Origin of the sequence: Collinsella sp. AF18-8LB (assembly GCF_003459795.1) — a bacterium.
Taxonomy (GTDB): domain Bacteria; phylum Actinomycetota; class Coriobacteriia; order Coriobacteriales; family Coriobacteriaceae; genus Collinsella.
The window spans coordinates 50,766-68,690 of sequence record NZ_QRWU01000005.1; the positions used below are offsets into that span (position 1 = coordinate 50,766).

General features: G+C 60.7%; 10 protein-coding genes. 5 read left to right on the plus strand and 5 right to left on the minus strand.

Features of this window, described 5'->3' with window-relative positions; all coding sequences use genetic code 11:
* Positions 1 to 173 precede the first annotated feature (173 nt).
* Together DWX25_RS06400 and DWX25_RS06405 are read left to right on the plus strand one after the other, a co-directional pair.
* Positions 174 to 1,502, plus strand: a complete 1,329-nt coding sequence (locus tag DWX25_RS06400; RefSeq protein WP_117735655.1) for an ATP-binding protein — start codon at positions 174 to 176, stop codon at positions 1,500 to 1,502.
* A gap of 608 nt (positions 1,503 to 2,110) precedes the next feature.
* On the plus strand, positions 2,111 to 3,286 hold the full coding sequence (locus DWX25_RS06405) for a helix-turn-helix domain-containing protein (protein WP_117798888.1): 1,176 nt from the start codon (positions 2,111 to 2,113) through the stop codon (positions 3,284 to 3,286).
* Between the two features lie 99 nt (positions 3,287 to 3,385).
* Here the strand turns inward: DWX25_RS06405 and mgtA are convergent, their stop codons facing one another.
* Complete coding sequence (gene mgtA / locus DWX25_RS06410) at positions 3,386 to 6,154, minus strand: magnesium-translocating P-type ATPase (protein WP_117798889.1); 2,769 nt, start codon at positions 6,152 to 6,154, stop codon at positions 3,386 to 3,388.
* 438 nt (positions 6,155 to 6,592) lie between these two features.
* On the opposite strand from mgtA, the gene pyrE reads away from it, so the two are divergent.
* Positions 6,593 to 7,273, plus strand: a complete 681-nt coding sequence (gene pyrE, locus DWX25_RS06415; protein WP_117735658.1) for an orotate phosphoribosyltransferase — start codon at positions 6,593 to 6,595, stop codon at positions 7,271 to 7,273.
* 363 nt (positions 7,274 to 7,636) lie between these two features.
* Here the strand turns inward: pyrE and DWX25_RS06420 are convergent, their stop codons facing one another.
* A complete protein-coding gene (locus DWX25_RS06420) occupies positions 7,637 to 9,154 on the minus strand; it encodes a nucleoside hydrolase-like domain-containing protein (RefSeq protein ID WP_117735659.1) in 1,518 nt (505 codons plus the stop codon).
* A 264-nt stretch (positions 9,155 to 9,418) separates the two neighbouring features.
* Positions 9,419 to 10,756 carry a prolyl oligopeptidase family serine peptidase gene (locus tag DWX25_RS06425; protein WP_117793919.1) on the minus strand — a complete coding sequence of 446 codons (1,338 nt, stop codon included), beginning with the start codon at positions 10,754 to 10,756 and terminating at the stop codon, positions 9,419 to 9,421.
* A 483-nt stretch (positions 10,757 to 11,239) separates the two neighbouring features.
* On the opposite strand from DWX25_RS06425, the gene DWX25_RS06430 reads away from it, so the two are divergent.
* Together DWX25_RS06430 and DWX25_RS06435 are read left to right on the plus strand one after the other, a co-directional pair.
* Positions 11,240 to 12,664 carry a PTS transporter subunit EIIC gene (locus DWX25_RS06430; RefSeq protein ID WP_117798890.1) on the plus strand — a complete coding sequence of 475 codons (1,425 nt, stop codon included), beginning with the start codon at positions 11,240 to 11,242 and terminating at the stop codon, positions 12,662 to 12,664.
* Positions 12,665 to 12,889: 225 nt separating this feature from the next.
* A complete protein-coding gene (locus tag DWX25_RS06435) occupies positions 12,890 to 14,203 on the plus strand; it encodes a DUF4038 domain-containing protein (protein ID WP_117735662.1) in 1,314 nt (437 codons plus the stop codon).
* A 150-nt stretch (positions 14,204 to 14,353) separates the two neighbouring features.
* Here DWX25_RS06435 and DWX25_RS06440 read toward each other — a convergent pair whose 3' ends face one another.
* Both DWX25_RS06440 and DWX25_RS06445 read right to left on the minus strand, forming a co-directional pair.
* Positions 14,354 to 15,208, minus strand: a complete 855-nt coding sequence (locus DWX25_RS06440; protein ID WP_117735663.1) for a MurR/RpiR family transcriptional regulator — start codon at positions 15,206 to 15,208, stop codon at positions 14,354 to 14,356.
* A gap of 100 nt (positions 15,209 to 15,308) precedes the next feature.
* Entirely contained in the window at positions 15,309 to 17,924 is a 2,616-nt protein-coding gene (locus DWX25_RS06445) for a glycosyl hydrolase (RefSeq protein ID WP_158557564.1), read from the minus strand.
* Between the last annotated feature and the right edge of the window lies 1 nt (position 17,925).

Consider the following 17,925-nt stretch of genomic DNA (forward strand, 5'->3'; position numbering starts at 1 on the left):
CTCTTCTCGAGAGACAGGTTGGTTATGGCCCCACCCGCTGTCGGAAATTCGATCAACGCTTTCTAAAAATGTTCAATAGAGGTCAATTCCAATTGAGATTATGTTGAAATATATAAATACTCAATTGGAATTTTGCAGTTATCCCAGTTAAAATAGGAAAAGGGAGGCAAGTTATGCTCAAGCGTAAAATAATCGAGAAAATTGAAAGCTGGAAACAGACTAAAACCGGGCAGGGACTGCTTATTACCGGTGCTCGACAAGTTGGCAAAACAAGCGCTGTCGAGCAGTTCGCCCGTGACAACTATAGAAGCTTCCTGAAAATCGACTTCGTGGAGAGACCCGACGCGGTCGAGCTCATAGGGGAGGCAAGGAGCCTCGATGACCTCATTGTGAGAATCACCGCACTGGCTTCATCGCCCATCGCTTCGGATACAAAGACGCTTCTGTTTTTTGATGAGGTGCAGCGTTGCGGAGACGCCATCACCTGGATGCGTTATCTTGCGCAAGACGATCGTTTCGATGTCATTTACTCCGGCTCCATGCTCGGGATTGAGGCGTTCCATTTTCGGTCGTTGCCGGTAGGTACTATCGATATCCTCGAGATGTTTCCCATGGATTTCGAGGAATTCTCCTGGGCTCTGGGAGTCGACGAATCATTATGGGATGTCGTTCGTGCCTGTTATCGCAAACGGGAACAAGTGCCTCCGTTTATTCATGAACGGTTGATCGAGACGTATTATCGGTATGTCCTTGTGGGTGGCATGCCTGAGGCCGTTCAGCTGTTCGTCTCAACTCATGATACACAGGCGATGCGCGCTCGTCAGCAGGGCATTCTCGAAGCATATCGCGCAGATATCGCACGGTACGCCGAAGCCCCCGCGCATGCTCAACGGATCAGGACGATCTACGATGCCATGCCCGCGCAGCTCAATAAAGAGAACAAGCGCTTTCTCGTTACCGGGATAGACAAGCGGAAACGATTTTTGGATTTGCAGCCTGATTTTGACTGGCTTGTTAATGCGGGCGTTGCGATCCCGGTTAAGAGGGTGAGCGAGCCCATGTTCCCCTTGGGTCTCTCGCGGGAAGACAGTTTTTTCAAGTTCTACCTGAGCGATGTGGGGCTGCTGTTCTCTACTTTTTCTCCCGCTGATGTCGAGGCCATTGTTGCGCAGCGGGAATCGATCAACTTTGGGCAGGCTTTTGAGAATGCGGTCGCCCAGGAGCTGCGCGCATGCGGCTACTCTTCGTTGTTCTACTTTAACGCGGCCAAGGTTGGAGAAGTCGATTTTATTATCGAGGATAAGCGGAGCCCCGTCGTTTTGCCTATCGAGGTCAAATCGGGTAGGTACAGCACAAAGCACGTTGCCCTCGATCGCCTGATGAGCGTTGAAAACTATGGATTGGCTCGGGCGGTCGTGCTTCACCGGGACAACGTGGTGGATGGAAAGGCGATATTGTATTTGCCCCTATATATGGCGGGCCTGCTAAAAGAAATGCCATAGATGAAGGGTTGAGAGCTCTAGGGTAGTCATTGGGGACGTTCTTAAACGACTGGTCGCCGGGGACACTCTTTGCCGAGCAAGCAGTCCACGTCGTGCTCCTTCTGGGACAGACGGCTCAAAAACGCTGCACGCCGTGGACTACTGGGGTCAAATTCGCGGCATTTCGAGCTTGGCTTCGTTATCGGGACTGATTCTTTATTAAAATTGAAATCCAAACAGTTGAGCGGCGGGGGGGGGATTCATGAGAGGCATGGGAGACACAGCCGCATACTTACGTCGGGGCATTCGGGAGATTATATGCCTAGCGCTGTTCTATTTTACGTATTTGGCTGGCGAGTATCTTTTTGACGTGCGCGTTGCCGAGTTTGTGCCGCCGAGCGAGGTCGTTGTCTACGAGAGCTTCATCGTCGGCGCGAGCGCAATCGGCTTTCTTGTGCTTCCCCTTCTGTACTACCGCCGTCCCCGTGCGATCGATACGACAAGCGACATCGCGGGCGTGTTGCTGGCATCGGCGTTGCTGCTGTTGATGATGGCGGCTCAATTTGAGATGCTCATTGCCGGCGGGTTGCTGACGTTCTGCACACTGGGCTACTGCGGATCGACCGCCCATGCCAACTTTGCGCGACGCTTTGCACGGACGCCGTATTTGGCGCGTGTTGGCACTTTCGTATGCTTTGGGCGTTTTGCTGCAGGTGCTCAACCATATGGTGATGCCTGCGGGGATTCCGCAGCAGTTTGTTCTTGTTGCCTGTGCGGTTGCGCAGGTGGTACTGCTCCACAACGTCCGTCGCGCCAAGCTACACGGTGAGCCTGAGGTTGGGCGCGAGTCCGATATCGCCGAGCTTTCGGTGGATGCGTCGGAATTTGGCGCCAAGTGGCAAGACGATTCTGAATCAACGGCGGCTTTTCGGCGCGCCGTGGTGCGTCTGACGGTCGCAACCGCCTGCCTTACCGGTGTGTTTGCCGCCCTCAATGCAGGGCTCACGACCTCGCATGCCGCCGGGGCCATCGATTTGGGCGATTGGCCGCGCCTGTTGATGGCGGCGAGCGCTCTAGCTGCCGGCGCCTTGTTTGACCTGCACGGTCGTTCGTATATGAACATCACCATGACTTGTACTGCCATGTTGTCCACGCTTTCGTTCTTTGTCTTGCTCGTCGACGGCAATGGCGGCAATGTGCTTGCGGCCATGGCGATTTTCTATCTGGGTTCGGGCTTCTTCGTGGTGTTTTTTACGACGAAATTTGCTGCCATTTCGGTTTATGCGCACTGGTCGTATCTGTGGCCGTGCATGGGTCGTGTCATCAGCAACATTTGCGCGATGCTCGTGACGGCGCCGGCGGTGGCGATTATCTCGAGCCAGAACGTGCTGCTGGCGGTGGGTGCGGTGCTCGTACTGTTTGTGGGCATTGCGATTTCGCTGCTGGGACAGTTTGGGCATCGGGCAGATGACGCTGCGGTGCCCGGCGAGCTGGCGTTTGCTGCCGATGATCTTGGCGCGGATCGCGCGTCTGCTCAGAGCGAGCCCGCTTCCGCGGAGGTGCCGGAGCTCACGCTCGACGAACGTCTCCATGCCTTTGTCGCCGCCTTTGAGCTTACAGAGCGCGAGCGCGATATTTTGGAGGCCTTGGTCGCATCGCACGAGAGCGTTCAGGATATCGCTGCAACGCTCTTCCTTTCGCGCTCTACGCTCTACCGTCATATCGCCTCAATCAACAAAAAGACCGGTGCCGCCTCGCGCGTGGCCCTCATTAACTTCTTCTGGTCCTGGACGCCTCAAGACTAGCTAATTTGGGACGGGGCTTTTTTAGCTGTTTTGGGCCGCTGCAGCCAGCAGGGGTGGGTCGCGACGGCCCAGACATTCTTGACGATGGTGCCGGCAACGCTACAGCAGCTCGCCGTGGCGGGCGATGTAGCGGCGCTTGGCCAGCTGGGTGAGCGCGATGTAGGAGCCGACGATGCCGATGAGCAGCGCGAAGAAGCTCGTTGGCAGCGGCATGAGCCCCAGTGCATCGGCGATGGGGCTTGCCGGCAGCCAAGTGACGAGCGCCAGGCCCAGCACGGTGAGAACGCACAGCGCGGGCGCGGCGTGGTCGCGCGGGCTCGGCAGGCGCGGGGAGCGCAGCATGTGGATCACGAGCGTCTGCGACCACATGGACTCGACAAACCAGCCACTCTGGAAGAGCGCCGCAAAGGTCGCCATACCCGCGACGTCGCCCGCGGCGGCAAGCTCGGACCAGCTTGCGCCCACGGCGGCGGGGCACACCACAAAGAAGAGCGCGGCGAAGGTCACGATGTCAAACAGCGAGCTCACGGGGCCCAGCTCGAGCATAAAGCCCTTGATGGACGCAGCGTCCCAAGCGCGCGGGCGGGCAGTCCAGGCGTTGTCGACGGTGTCCCACGGCAGTGCGATGCACACGATCTCGTAGACCAGCGACAGCAGCACCAGCTGCAGAGCGCTCATGGGCAAAAACGGCAAGAACAGGCTCGCAGCGGTTACGGACAGCACGTTGCCAAAGTTGGAGCTCACCGTGGTCTTGAGGTACTTGAGCAGGTTGCCGTAGGTGCGGCGGCCTTCGATGATGCCGCGCTCGAGCACGCCCAGGTCCTTTTGGAGCAAGATGATATCGGCGGATTCCTTGGCGATATCGACGGCGGAGTCGACCGAGATGCCGCAGTCGCTCGCACGCATCGCGGCGGCGTCGTTGATGCCGTCGCCCATAAAGCCCACGGTGTGGCCGAGCAACTCGCGCATGACGCGCACCAGGCGCGCCTTCTGCAGCGGCGAGAGCTTGGCGAAGAGGTGGGTGTTCTCGGCGCGCTCGGCAAGCTCGGCGTCGTCGAGCGCATCGATCTCGGAGCCCAGCAAGACGTTGCTCGCGTCGATGCCGATCTGCTCGCAGACGGTGGCGGCGACACGGTCATTGTCGCCGGTCAGGACCTTAACGGCGACGCCCTTGGCCTCGAGGGTGGCGACGGCGCCCGCGGCACTTGCTTTGGGCGGATCGAGGAAGGCCAAAAAGCCCATCAGCACCATGTCGCACTCGTCGGCGATGCCAAACTCGCCCACGCAGCGCGGATCGGTCTTCTGCGCCACAGCAATCACGCGCAGGCCCTCGGCGTTAAGCCCAGCGACCTGCTTGCGAATCTGGGCGAGCTTCTCGTCGGTGAGCGGCTGAGCGATGCCATCGGCCTCGACAAAGGAGCAGATCTCGAGCATCTCCTCGGCAGCTCCCTTGGTAACCATCTGGGTTTTGCCTTGGGCGTCGGCTACAACTACGCTCAGGCGACGGCGCGAGAAATCGAAGGGCACCTCGTCGACCTTGGCATAGCGGTCACGCAGGCTCTGGCCCAGCATGGAATCGGGCGCGACGGTCGAGGGCGTCACGTCGGCGCGGTCGATGACGGCCAGGTCGATAAGGTTCTTGAGGCCAGTCTGGAAGAAGCTGTTCAAAAACGCATGGCGCAGCACGCGTGCGTCCTCGTTGCCGTCGGTGTTGAGGTAGCGCTCGAGCACGATGCGGTCTTCGGTGAGGGTGCCGGTCTTGTCGCAGCACAGGACGTCCATCGCGCCGAGGTTTTGGATCGCCGGCAGTTCCTTGACGATGACCTGACGACGGGCGAGGTCCTTGGCGCCCTGCGACAGGCTCGTGGTCACGATGACGGGAAGCATCTGCGGCGTGATGCCCACGGCTACGCTCGTGGCGAACAGCAGCGCGTCGATGACGTTGCCCTTGGTAGCGGCGTTGATGGCAAAGACTGCCGGCGCCATAACGAGCATGAGGCGCACGAGCAGCATAGAGACGCTCGAGACACCGCGGTCAAACGCGCTCTTCTCGCCGCGCCCGTTGAGCATCTTGGCGATGCTGCCCAGGTAGGTGTCCGAGCCGGTGGCAACGACAAGCGCCATGGCAGTGCCGTTTTGCACGGAGGTGCCGGTAAAGACGATGTTCTTGCAGGCAGAGAGCGGCAGTGCGGAGCTGTCGGCGCCCTCGACGATCGTTGTGGCAGCGGTCTTCTCGACGGCCTCGCTCTCGCCGGTGAGCGCGGACTCGATCACAAACAGGTCGCGCGCGGTGATGATGCGGGCGTCGGCCGGCACCATATCGCCGGCAGAGAGGCGAATCACATCGCCGGGGACGAGCTCGTCAAAGGGGATCTCGAGGCGCTCGCCGCCGCGCAGGGCGCAGCAGGTGTTGGAGACCAGGTCCTTGAGGGCCTCGGCCGCATTGCCGCCGCGGGCTTCCTGGATAAACTTCATGCCGCCCGATACCAGCAGCATGATGCCGATGACGATGACCGTGGAGGGATCGCGCTGCGGCTCGGGCACGGCGAGCACGTCGATGTAGAGCGAGACCAGCGCGAGCGCGGCGAGGATGCCGGCGAAGGGATCGATGAATGCGTCGGCGATGCGGCGGGCGAGCGTCTTGGTCGGCGCCTCGATGGTGTTGGGGCCGGCGGCGTCCAGGCGCTCGGCGGCGTGCTCGGCAGTGAGCCCGTCGGCCGTGGCGTCGAGCAGCACGAGGGCGTCATCGGCGCTATGGGTGGCGGCGAATATGGTGTTCTTGGCAAGGCCGGTGTGAGCGGCAGGGCGCGCCGTGCGGCGGCGCTTGGAGATAGCTTCGAGTACCGTGGCGGTTTTGAGCATCAGCATAGGGTCCTCCTTGTTGAAGGGAGTTAGCGTACGTGTCGTATTTGCTTCAAAAAAACTAGATGTCGCTCACGTCATGCTTGCGAGCCACCACAAAGGGGACAGGCACCTTTGTGGTGGTTTTGACGATCGGCTATTGGTGCTTATGCGTGTGCGGAGTCCTCGCGGCGTGCCGAGGGCGGCATGCAGGTTTTTCGACTATGACTGCCTTCCATGGCACACCTCCTTATGGACGGGCGCAGCGCGCTTTGGGTATCTCGTACCCGTTTTAATCCGCCCGTATTCTTGATGAGGGGGTTTGACATGTCAACCCCCATTGTTCGGAAAACCGTTGCCCCTGACAAAGCCTTTACAGAATGCCGTGGCCTCAAAGCGCGCCCGCATCGACGCTTCGCCTGCGCTAAACTGGAAGGCACGTACGCGATTACGAGAGGAGCCCGCATGGAGGCTTACAAGCAAGAGTTCATCAAGTTTATGGTCGAGTCCGACGTTCTTAAATTCGGCAGCTTTACGCTCAAGAGCGGCCGTCAATCCCCGTTCTTTATGAACGCCGGCGCTTACGTGACGGGCTATCAGCTCAAGAAGCTGGGCGAGTATTACGCCCAGGCCATCCACGATAATTTTGGCGACGACTTTGATGTGCTGTTTGGACCGGCCTACAAGGGTATTCCGCTGGCCGTCGTGACCGCCATTGCCTACCACGAGCTGTACGGCAAGGAGGTCAAGTACTGCTGCGACCGCAAGGAGGCCAAGGACCACGGTGCCGATAAGGGCAACCTGCTGGGTTATGAGCCCCAGGACGGCGACCGCGTGGTGATGGTCGAGGACGTTACTACCAGCGGCAAGTCCATCGACGAGACCTATCCCAAGGTCATGGCTGCGGCCGATGTCGAGATCAAGGGCCTTATCGTCTCGCTCAACCGCATGGAGGTCGGCAAGGGTGGCGTGACCACCGCTCAGAAGGAGATCGAGGCCAAGTACGGTTTCCCCGTCGCGAGCATCGTCTCTATGGACGAGGTCGTCGAGACCCTCTACAACCACGAGATCGACGGCAAGGTCGTCATCGACGACGAGCTCAAGGCCGCCATCGACGCCTACTACGAGCAGTACGGAGTTCGTTAGTTACGCGGGTTTACCAACCCGCGTAACCACTTGACGCTGCAAACCCGCCAGAGCGGCAATCTGCCTTTCAACTTCGGCGGCATGACCAGAAGGTCAATGCCGCCTCGTTTCAAGGCACCTTGCTCGCTCTGGCGGGTTTTCGCTGTCGTTGCCAAAACATCGGCGTTGCCGCTGCTGTGGGGGTACTCATTGGGGACGTACTTAAATGAGTGTCCGCAAAATGAGAGCGGATAATCGCCCGTTTTTGGTCTGTTTGCGGGCTCAAAGTGGGAGATTATCCACTCTCGTCATTTTGGCACTTGGGGACGTTCCTTTTGTGCCGGCACCTGGGGACACTCCTTGTCGAATGTGGACCGCCGGTTGCTACGCGACGGTGATGGCGACCTGGGCGTAGCGGGTGCAGGGGCGCTCGGCGTGCGTCTGCATGGTGAGGGTGAGCACGAAGCGGTCGCCGGGTCGTGCGTCGGCGGGTACGACGAAAACGGCGTCCACCGTGCATTCCTGCCACAGCGACAGATTTTGGGAACCTGCATAGCTCGACGGGTCCACGGCGACATCCCAATGTGCGTCGAAGCCCCGGCCGTCGGGGTCGACGATGGTCGCCGCCAGGGCGACGCGCTCGCCGGTTGCGGCGCTGCGGTCGGCCGTGACCTCGACAACGTGTGCCGGATGCGAGCAGGCCGCCGGATCGTGGGCGCACCATTGCGCGCGGGCGGCAAAGTCCTCCTGATAGGCACGCAGATAGGGATTGGGATTGTCGTCTGCGGGTGTGCTGATGTCGGCAAGGCCGGCGGGCGCGTTCGCGTCTGCATCGGGATGTCCATCAAGAAACATGCGGCCGAGCAGCGTGTCGAAGTCGCGGTCGTCGATGCCGCGCAGGCCAAACGGCAGCAGCGGAATATAGGTCATACTGTCGCCTTCGGCCATAAAGTCGCCGCGCTCAAACTGCATCGCGGGCATGCCTTCCAGGCCCCAATCCAGACGGGCATGCTTGCCAAACTGAAAGCGCTCGGGCTCGTTTTCGTAAACCTTGCCATCGCCATAGAGCATATAGCGCGCCATGAGGGGGCCGTTGCCCTGCGTGAGATTTTGCTCAGGCCAAGGAGCCTTAAACAGCGGCAGTGTATCGGGCTGAGCGATCTTGGCGTCGACATAGCCGCCATACATATAGGGAACACGCCAAAAGATGAGGTCGGGAAAGAGCTCGCGTCCATGGTCGAGCCATGAGTTGTCCTGCCCCACGCCATCGGCCACGCCCAGCACGCGCACCTTCTGATAGACCCGCTGCTGCACGGCGGGCCACTCGGGCGTGCTCTGCCACTGCTCGACGATGGACATGAGCGCACGAACGATGGTGTTCATACCACCCCAGGAAAGGAGCCACAGCGTGCGCGGGTCGTCGTCCATAATGGCGCGGGCGATGACGCGCGAACCAGGCGTCTCCTCGCGAACGTCGCCCTCAAAGGCAACGTTGCCCACATAGGTACGCTCGATCATTTCCGCTGGCGTGGGGAAGGACGGCTCGTCGGCGGCCTGCGCGTTGGCGTTCAGCGTGGGCCAAGCGTCCGAATACTCATTGCTCCAAAGGCTTTCGATCCAGCCCTCGGGGAAGGGACGGTACTCCATGAGCGAGCCGGCCTCGGGATCGGGCTCATGCGGAACGACATCCCAGGTATAAGAGCGCACACCTTTGGTGCGCCAATGCGCATTCACCTCGCCCAGCGTATGGACGCCGTCGCCAAGAAAGTGATACTGCGAAGCCGTGTACACCACAGCCTGCACATCGAGCACATTGAGATACAGAGCCAAATGAACCAAAGAGTTCATATCATCGACTTCCATATCGGTAGTAACAATCACCCGAGTCAAATCATGAGACATAAGAACAGCTCCAACCAAGAATCTTTCAGCCAGTTACGCGCAAGGCAAGACGGGACCCACGCCCCCATCGCCACCGACCCGGCGGCCCACCGGAAGCGCCCGGCCAGCGTTTCGAACAACGTAAACTTAGGGGGTCCTGACCTTTAGTTTTGTAAACATTCCGCAGCGCGGGCCCGTTTATCCGATGCTCCGGAGGAGCAGGATGAACGGGCCCATGCGCGAGGACGTCTACAAAACTAAAGGTCAGGACCCCCGATGGGATGGCTATCTCGAAACCCTGGCCGACCACTCCCAGCAGCCCACCGGCTCGCCGTCGATGAGTACGTTGCCCCCGTCGAAGTCTTGATAACACAGGTCGTTGAACTGGTGGATCCACACGCCGTGATTGAACGTCTTCTTGGGCGAGCCGTCGGCCTCGCGGTACACGCCGGTCAGGTCCTCGACATGGCTAAAGTAGGTGAGGTGCACGTTGGCGTCGGCATCACGCAGGCGCGCCGTGAGCGGCAGCACAGTCTGCTGCGGGAACACGAGCTCGTCGCCCTTGGAGTGCGTAAACCACAGCGGCGTCTTGGAGAGTGCGGCCACGTCCTCGTCCGTGGCGTTGTACCACGGCGCGCAGCAGGGAAGGCCCGCGGCGAAGAAATCGGGGTAGTCGGCGCACAGGCGCAGGGTCATAAAGCCGCCGTTGGAAAGGCCGGCGACCACGATGCGATCGGTGTCGATGCGGTCGGCATGCTCGGCGACAAACTCGTCGATGAGCGCCTTGAGCACGGGGGAGTAGATGCTCTGGTTGGAGCGACCGAGCTGCTCGACGCCGTTGTCCATCCAAAACGTGGGCGACTGCGGCACAAGAACCCAGGCAAAGCCGCCAAAGTAGCGCTGGATCTGCTTTTGCGAGAGCGCTGTCACGCGGTTGCCGGTGTAGGCACGCGTTGCGCCCTCGCCCTGTGTGGCGCCCTTGCCCTCGCCGGCGCCGTGCAGGTACACGATCAGCGGCGCCTTCTCGACGGCGGGCGTGTCCTTGGGCGCAAACGGGTTGAAAAGCGCGGAGTCAGCGGGCTCAAAGCTCGGCTCAAAATAGCCGTACTCGAGCGCGAAGCCGTCGACGGGCGTCTGCTGCACGGCGTTATGCCAGCCCTTGAGCGCGGGGCAGATGTCGCCGCGGCTGCGATCGAAGACGAGGCCCGCGGTGGGGTCATCGCCGTCTTCGCCCGGGAGGGCCACAAGCTGCGTCACGCGCAGGTGGTTCTCTATATAGCGCGAACCCAGCACGCCACCCTCGATCTCTTTGGTGAGACGCACCTCGGGCGTCTCGAGCGCTACGTGTGTGCCCTTGGGTAGGGGCTGACCGTTCTCATCGCAGGGGTAGGCGGCGAGGACCGGCACGTAGCCCACGGAGGGCGCTGCGTGATCGGTGCCGTGCTCCTTGCGCATCAGGACCTCGCCCGTGCGCTCATGGCGGGCACAGTAGATATTGAACGTGTGCTCGTTCACGTCGTTGGCGCGCACGGTACAGGGCAGGTCGAGTACGACCTTGCTGATCCAGGGGCCAAAATCGCCCAGCGTGGTGACGGTTGCGTAGGTACACGATTTGAGTTCCATGAGCTACTCCTTTGTGCCGCAAGTACTAAACAAAAGCGGCAATACAGACTAAACATGTTTAGTTTAATGCAGAATTGTAGAATGAGCAGATGAACTCGGTAAACGGTAAAACTGAACACGCAATGAACTACTAAACAGACGTTTACTATTAACTAGCAGGACTTTTGTTGAGGATCTAGCTCGTTACAAAGGTGTTTATCAAAATAAAAGCCCACATAAATAGCCATATATCAATATCTGGTCAAATAGACGATCTTCTACCGTCTAAATACGCTTATCCCCGATTTCCTACCGTTCACCGGACTCCAGACGGCAAAATCGCCACAAATCAGGCACTCCGTGTAAACTAAAGCCCGTAAACGTTCAGTAAACAAATTGTTTACCGCAACGCTAAAGCCCGGGCCGCCGTAAGGGGTTATAGCGGTAAGGGTCCATGCAAGTCGCGGCGTTAGGTACGCCGCATGATTATTGAGGAGGGGTCCCATGGCAGACAACAAGCAGATTGCCACCGATGTCCTCGAGCTCGTGGGCGGCGCGGAGAACGTTACCGTCGCCACCAACTGCATGACGCGCTTGCGTCTGACGCTCAAGGACAACAGCAAGGCCGACGTGGAGAAGATCAAGAAGGTCAAGGGTGTTCTGGGTTGCCAGTTCGCCGGCAGTCAGCTCCAGGTCATCATCGGCCAGAACGTGCCCAAGGTGCTCACCGAGTTCGTCGCCATCTCCGGCGTCAAGCAGGGTGCCGCCGTTGACGAGAATCTCGATGCTCCCAAGGAGAAGTTCGAGCTCAAGAACCTGCCCAACATCATCCTCGACTATCTGTCGGGCTCCATGACCCAGCTGATCCCACTGCTCATGGCCGGCGGTCTGTTCCGCACCATCGCGGCTGTCCTTGGCCCCACCATGCTGGGCGTTATTCCGGACACGGACCCGACTTATACGTTCCTCTACACCACACTGTATGAGGCCACGTTTACGTTTATCCCGATCTACCTGGGTTATGCTGCGGCTAAGAAGCTCGGCGCCAGCCCCGTTCTCGGCATGCTTCTCGGCGGTGCCCTTATGGCCCCGTCCGTGGTGAGCGTCGCCACCCAGGAGGGCGGCGGAATCATCTCGGTCTACGGCATCCAGATCGCCGCTGCCAACTATCAGCAGTCCGTCCTGCCGATCATCCTTTCGGTGCCGGTCCTCTACTTCATCGAGAAGTTCTTTAAGAAGGTCATGCCCGACGTGCTCTCCACGGTCTTCACGCCGTTCTGCACCATGATCGTCACGATTCCCATCGCTTTTATCGTCCTCGCTCCGATCGGCAACGAGCTCGGCAGCCTCATCGCCAACATTCTTTTCGGGCTTGCTGACCTTGGCGGCATCGGTATCCTGATCGTGATGGCCATCCTCGGCGCCTTCTGGCAGCTCTTCGTGGTCTGCGGTATGCACATGCCCGTTATCCTGCTCGCTCAGGTGCAGATCATCGCTGCTGGCTACGATCCCTTCGTCTTCGTTTCCACTAACTGCGCTATGGCCGCTGTCTGGGGCTGCGCCTTCGGTGCCTTCCTCAAGATGAAGAACGCTGACGAGAAGAGTCTTGCCCTGGGCTACGTCATCTCCGCCATCGCCGGCGGCGTCACCGAGCCCGCGCTCTTCGGTATCCTCATGCGCTTCCGCCGCACCATGCTCGGCATGTTCATCGGCGGCGCCATCGGCGCTGTGTTCTCGGGCCTCATGGGCGTCACCTATTACCTCGCAGGCGGTGCCTCCAACTTCCTGGTCTTCACCAACTACCTGCAGGGTGGCCAGATGAACACCGTCTGGGCTATCGTCGGTATGGCAATCTCCTTTGCTATTGCCGCTGCCGTCGTCTTTGTCACCGGCTTCTCCAAGGAGGAGCTCGCCGAGATGGAGGCCTAGTCGCCCCGGCCTTGGTCTAAATAAGACCCCCTACACGACAGGCCCCGCTTGGCATAAGCCCGGCGGGGCCTTCCTGTAGACTTTTTAGGAGAGACGTAAGGGCCCTGTGCTTCGCGTGCGTTCAATTTGAGCTGAGCAACTGCAGCCGCAGACCCTACTGTGATAATGCGGCAGGCGACTTCTTTACCTCCCTCCTAGCAAGTCTCCCCAAGAGAAAGGTGCCGTATGAGCTTGGGAAAACTGACCGTCAATACCCGTGAGGACGGGTTCCTCTGCGACGGCAAACCATTCTTTTGGTTTGCCGATACGTGCTGGAGTGCCTTTACGAGCATCACCGAGAACGATTGGGACTACTACCTCACCCGCCGTGCCGAGCAGGGTATGAACGTACTGCAGATCAATACCCTTCCGCAGTGGGACCGCTGCCTGCCCGACCTGGGCATTTGGCCCTATGCGAGCGAGGACGGCGTGCACTTTGATTGGAGTGCACCCAACCAGGAGTACTGGGACCGCGCCCGCCGCATGTGCCAGGCAGCCGTGGAGCACGGCATTCGCCCGGCGCTCGTGCTCATGTGGTGCAACTACGTGCCCGGTACCTGGGGCTCCGTGATCGCCGAGCGCCTGGGTGCCGAGGTCATGCCGCGCGAGGAGGTTCGCGCCCACGTTGCCCGCGTCGTCGAGAACCTGGGCGAGTTCGACCCCGTCTACGTGGTGACAGGCGACACCGACTTTAAGACCGACGAGGCTATCGCCTATTACGGGGATGCACTCGACGAGGTCACCAAGCTGGCTCCCGAGTCCTTGCACACCATGCATATCAACCGTGGCAACCGCGCCCTGCCCGAGCAGTTTGCCGATCGCTTGGACTTCTACATGTTCCAGCCCGGCCACAACTATAGCGGTCAGGAGGAAGCTTGGAAGCTGCCCGAGGATTTTCGCGCGCAGTATCCCAAAAAGCCGATGGTTAATTCCGAGCCCTGCTACGAGCAAATGGGCGCGAGCCGCAACGTGTACTGGCGTTTTACCGCGCAGGATTGTCGCGCGAGTGTTTGGTCGAGCATTCTGGCCGGTGCCAGTGCCGGCATTACCTACGGTGCGCACGGCGTGTGGAACTGGCAGACCTCTCAGAGCCGTGGCAGCGTCCTTGGCGAGGGCTTTGACATGCCGTTCCGCTGGCAAGAGTGCCTGCAGTTTGCGGGCGTGTGGGACTTTGGCCTGATCGAGCACGTGCTGCGCGGCCTGGGTGCCACGAGCGCGGATGGGGCGGTAGCTGTTGAACCCGCGCAGGAGCTGCTCGACGATGCACGCGAAGCCATCCGTGTGGCGCGCGTGGGCGAACGCGTGGTGGTCTATCTGCCGAGGACCACGGCCGTCAAGCTCAAGCTCGAGGGCGGCACCACCGCCTGGAATGCTGTGGCGTTTGACCTAGAGAACAAGCGTGTGGCCAACCTGCCGGTTATGTCCGTCGACGATGCCGTGCGCGTGGCCCAGCACCCCTTTGAGCACGACGCGCTCCTGGTGGTCTCGCCCGCTCAGTAGCGCGCGGTTCCAACGCGACCAGCGGCAAAAGGGCCCGAGTAACGACTACAGAATGAGGGTGGATAATCTCCCGTTTTTGGCCTGTGCGCAGGCTCAAAGTGGGAGATTATCCACCCTCGTCATTTAAGTGTCCAAAAATCCTCTCTCGTTTTATTTGAGCCCGGGCAGCTTGGTAAAGGGGAAGGACTGCTCGAGGAACTCGGAGCAGCGGGCGTAATCTTTGGCAAAGTAGCTGCTGTAGAGCGAATCGAGCACGTATTGCACGGCGATGTGACTGGCAAACTGCGTGATGCGGTGGCTCAGGCTCTCGATATCGCTCACGGTGAGATAGGCGGCAAAGCCGGGGTGAATGCGGGCACAGTATGGCGTGCCGATGACGATGACCGGGACATGTCGACTGCAGAGGATCGGCAAGATCTCCTTGAGGTTGGGGGCAAGGCCGCTGTAGGAGATGACGATTGCCGTATGGTCGGGGCCCGAGGCGAGCGCCGTGCGCACTTGGGCCTCGATATTGTCGTAGCACGTCGAGCTCTTACCGGCGGAAAGCAGGCGATCGCGAAACATTCCCGCCGGATACAGGTTATGCGAGCCCGTGTAGATGTCCACGGTGTCGGCGCGTAAGACGAGTTTGGCGGCGTAGTCGAGCTGTGCCGGGTCGAGGATCTCGCGCGTCTCGGAAAGCGTGGTCTCGTACAGTCGCGCCATGCGCTCGGAGATCTCCTGGGCGCTGGAGGTCGCATCAAAGGGAAAGTTGATATCCACCTCGGGGGCGGAGTCCGCGCGCGAGGCTGCGCGCATCAGCTCGACCTTGAGTTCTTTGAAGCCCTCGAGGCCGAGCTTTTTGCAAAAGCGGTGGATGCTCGCAACGGAGACATTGGCCTGGCGCGCAAATTCCTTAATGGAGAGCCCGCGGACGTCCTCGCCCATGGCAAGAACCGTCTGCCCGAGCTGCTGCTCGGTGGGGGTGAGCTCCTTGCCCTGCGTGATTTTGCGCTTGATGTCCATATGACTCCTATGCGTTCGTATCGCGATGTATCAATCATAGCGGTAAACAAAACGCCCGGCTTGGCTGGGGAGAGCAAGCCGGGCGTCCCGTAAGGGGCCGTTACCCGAGCAAGCGGACGGGGCCGAGCAGGCCGCTGGGTTCGGAGGGTTCGGTGAGGGCGAAGATGTCGGGAATGGCGTGGTCGAGGGTGTTGATCACATCGATTGTGAGCGTGTGCTCGCCGGCGGCAAGGGTGCCGAGCTCAAAGCGGTAGGGCGGACAGATGCGGCATCCCAGGTCCACACCGTCAAGCGTGACCGTGGCGGTCTCAAAGACCTCGCCCAGGTCGAGCGCGGCGCCGGCGAGGTTCTCAGCAACGACAAAGCTTACCTGATAGCGGAAGATGCCCGCTTTGCCGGGGAATTCGGCGCAGGAAAGATCGTGCAGGTCGTCAAGCTCGACGGACTCGCCAAAGGCCAGGTGCGCGACATCGGCGCCGGGCGCGGCAAAGGAGACGTTCCAGGGGCCGTCAACGCGCGTGACCTCACGCTCGGCATCGGAGCCTCCGCGCTCGTCGGCAGCGGGCGCCTCGGTCCCGAGCACCACAATGCAGCTCTCGTAGGGCGCGAGCTCAAGCGTGCCGTCAAAGGCGACGGGTGCGCTGCCGTTGAGCAAATCGAGGCGCACGCCGTGCACGGGCGCGCCGTCAGCGAGCTCAACATGCGTGTGAATGCCCTGCTTGGGATGCTCGTTTACCAGCATGAGGTAGCTCTCGTTGGCGCGGTCGTAGCGAAGCGCGCGCAGCCACGGCTGCGGATCGGTGCACGCCACGGTCTGCATGCCAGCTGCGGCGAGCACGCTCGCAAGCTCAGAAGTGGCAACAACGCGCACGCCTGCAAGCTCGTTGGCCTCCACAGGGGCAAAGCCCGCGCGGCTGGCAGCTTCGCCGTCATAGCGCTTGCTCGGCAGCTTATCCAGGGCATATACGCCAACGCCTGCGGCCGCAGCGCGCGCGGCAAAGTTGAGTACGGCCCCGCCGGCATATTCGGCGCCGGGCATCACCAGGCAGCGGTACGCCTGGCCGTTCACGCTAAAGCCGCTGCCGTCTGCGGCGAACTCCACGACGTAGCGCTCGGTATCTTCAAACGCCTCGGCCGGCACGATATCGAAATCGATCTGCGCACGCACAAGCTCGGCGGCGGCATGCTGCATAAACGAGGCCTCGCCCGCCCACTCGGCGTCGGCGTGGTACAGAAGCGCCACCGGCGTGACGGCTCGTCCACCCGAAAGCAGGCTCGAGGTGCGGTTCATGTAGCTCATGAGCTTGCCAAGGTGCGCAAACTGGGGGTTCTGACCGTGCGCGTAGAAGTGCGGCGGGCAGTCGAAGTCGGGGAAGGCGGCCATGCTAAAGGCGTGCGGCACAAACCAGTTGACGCCGCGCACCATAAAGTGGTCGGCGATCCATTTCATCTCGCGCAGGCCCTCGTGCCAGCCAAAAGCGCCAAACACCTCGGCCATGCAGCGGCCCTGCTTTTTGGGGTCGAGATGCGCTGCCGAGGAGCCCAGCTTGGGCAGCACGTAGTTGTAGAACTCCAGGTCCCACACGCCGCGGCCGTAGGAGTGGAGTCCCTGGTCCATGCCGGGGATGAGCTGGTTGATCACGATGTCCACGCCCGCCATGTCCTGGCCGCCCACGGCGCGGAAGTAGTGGCCGGCGCCCACACCCAGGCGCGCGTGGCAATCCTTGTCTTCGATCACGTGGCCGATATACTGCACGCCGTGCGCGCGGCACCAGTCGCCGAGCTGGTCGCAGAAGCACTCCTTGTAGAGCGTGCTCGCAATGTCCATGTACACGTGGCGCACGTGCGCGCCGGCGTCCTTGCGATCCCACAGATGCGGGAGCTCGTCCAGGTAGCGCTCGCCCAGCGCCGCGCGCAGGCGGCGCTCGAGCTCAGCCGACCAGGGCAGGGGCGCGGTGGCCTTACCGATGAGCGTGTCGGAGATACCATCGGCATCGGTGGCGCCCTTCTCGTTGGCAAAGCCGGGTTCATCGGAGAAAAAGCCCAGGATGGTCTCGCCAAACTCATCGCCCAGATGCGCAAAGTGCGGCTCGTACACGGCATTGATGAGCTGCGCCACCGAGGCACGGTCGACCATGTTGATGTAGTCCTCGTTGTAGGAGGTCTTGCCGCTCGTGAACATTACGCACGCCTGCGTAATGCCGGCCGGTGCGTCAAAGACCAAGCGGCAGGGCATGCCGTGCTCGTCCTCGATTACGCGGTGCTCCACCTCGACGGCGCACCCCTCCTGCATAAACGTAACGCCATAGAAGCGCTCCGTCTTGTCGAACATGTTGGTGAGCACGATGCTCGCCTGCGGCGTGGGGCCCACCACGTCGATGGTGCGGTGGGTGAGAACGACCTTGCGGAGCTCGGGCGCCGCCTTCTTGACGGCGCCGTTGGCGTATCCGGTGGGAAAGTGTGCGTCGTCCAAGATCCAGATCTTGAGGCCCAGCTGCTTACACGTGTCGATCACAAAGCGCAGGTCGCGCCACCAGCCCTCACCGCAAAAATCGGGATGCGGGCGACTCTCGAGGCAGACCTCGTGGGTATCGGCGCCGGCAATCTTCTCCAGATACTCGGCAATGGTCTGTTGGCTCTCGCCCTTCATCCACAAAAACGGGAGCACGTGGTTGTCGTAGGTACCGTTGAGTACCTGCTGGTAGTACGCGGTCATG